Raw genomic sequence first — 1,739 nt, 5'->3', positions numbered from 1 at the left:
GCGTTGTTGCTGTAGGCGTACGGGTTCATCGTGGCCGGCTGGCCGTAGTCGACCATCGGGTCGACCTGGATGAACCGCCCGGTCACGGGGTCGTAGTCACGGGCGCCCAGCCGGGTCAGCCCCGTGTCCTGGTCGACCGTCCCGCCGACGAAACCGCGCTGTCCCGGCCAGGCCGTGGGCTGCGAGCCCCGCGCCTCACCGAACGGCATCGACTTGCGCCGCGTGACGCCCATCGCCGGGTCCACCATGTTCACGACCGTGTGGGAGGTGCCGTGGTGGTCGGCGATCATCAGCTGACGGACGCCGCCGGTCGCGCGGACTGTCGTCATGCCGTCAGGGTGCGCGTAGAACCGTTCGGCCTTCGCGGTGGTGTTGGCCGCGTTGACGGTCAGCTCCGCGTCGCCGAGATAGAGGGTGCGGCTGCCGTCCGCGCCGGTGCGGATGAGGCGTTCGCCGTCCGCGCCGTAGAGGTACGACGTGGTTTTCGTGCCGCCGCCTTCGACGGGCTGGGTCACCTTGCGCAGCTGGCCCTCGATGTCGTACTCGAGGGTCTGGTTGGTGCCGCCGTGCTGGCGTCCGGTGGTGTTGCCGGCCTTGTCGTAGGCGAAGGTGTTGAGGCGTTCGCCCTGCGGGCCGACCGACTTGATCTCGGCCAGCGCGTTCGGGCCGCCGACGCCCGCCTTGCCGTACAGGTAAGAGCGGGTGACGTCCTTCGCGGTGTCGCCCGTCGGGTCGTGCTCGACGAGCTGCTTGCGGTTGCCCGCCGCGTCGTACTGGTACGACTGCCAGTAGGCCTCCGGCCCGCCGACGCTGTCCTTCGTCGGCGCCGCCGCGCAGCCGTCCGTCTTCGCCGTCCAGGCCGAGGTCATCTGCCGCAGCTGGTCGTAGACGAAGCACTGCGTGTCCGTCCCGCCCGCTCCGGGCGCCGCGCTGCCGGGCACGTCGGTGATCTTGGTGACGTTGCCTGCCTCGTCGTACCCGTACCGCGTCTCGCTGATCCGGACCGGGGAGATGTCCCGGTCGAAGGTCGACTGCTGGAGGCGGCGCGTGAACTCGTCGTAGATGTACGAGCCGTACACCTTCTTGCCGGCGACACCGGACTCGGTGCGCAGGAGCTCACCGAAGGCCGAGTACTCGGCGCCCGTGAAGTAGCTGGAGGCACCGCCCATGCCGATGGGCAGGTCGTCGGAGTTGTACCGGAAGCTGACCCGCTCGGTCACCAGACCACCCAGGCCCGGTACCTCGGCCCAGGCCAGGTTGCCGGTCGGGGTGTACGAGTACTCGTACTCGTACGTGCCGGCCAGCCCCGTCTCCTCGGTGGGGATCACCGTCTTCGTCGACTTCACCCGGTAGGCGTTGTCGTACGCGGTGACCTCCTCCCGGTACTCGCGGCCGTTGTCGTAGCGGATCTGCGCGGTGGGCAGGCCCTTGGCTACGGAGTCGTACGTCCACTCCACGCGCTTGGGGCCGGTTTCGCTGCCTTCGCGCAAGGTGGCCGGACGGCCGCCATCGTCGTAGGTGGTGACCAGGGTCCGCTTGAACGGGTCGATGGTCGCGATGACGTTGTCCGCGTTGTCGTACCGCACTTCGGTACGGCCACCGTCGGGGTCGGTCGAGGCCGTCTGGCGGCCCCGCTTGTCGTACTCGAACGAAGTGATCGCGCCGCCGGGCGCGGTCACCTTGCGGAGGTTGTCGAGGTCGTCGTACTCGTAGACGGTGTCCCGCCACTTGGTGCGGGC

Annotated in this window: 1 protein-coding gene; it reads right to left on the bottom strand. The window is 69.2% G+C overall.

What is annotated here, in order from left to right:
• Window positions 1–1,739, bottom strand: a 1,739-nt coding sequence (locus tag AC5P09_RS51720) for an RHS repeat protein (RefSeq protein ID WP_493880595.1), incomplete at both ends; no start/stop codon positions are given.

The sequence above is a fragment of the Streptomyces sp. a15 genome, assembly GCF_059026085.1.
The sequence above is the reverse complement of the archived record's forward strand: the minus strand, read 5'-3'. Positions and strand labels throughout refer to the sequence as shown.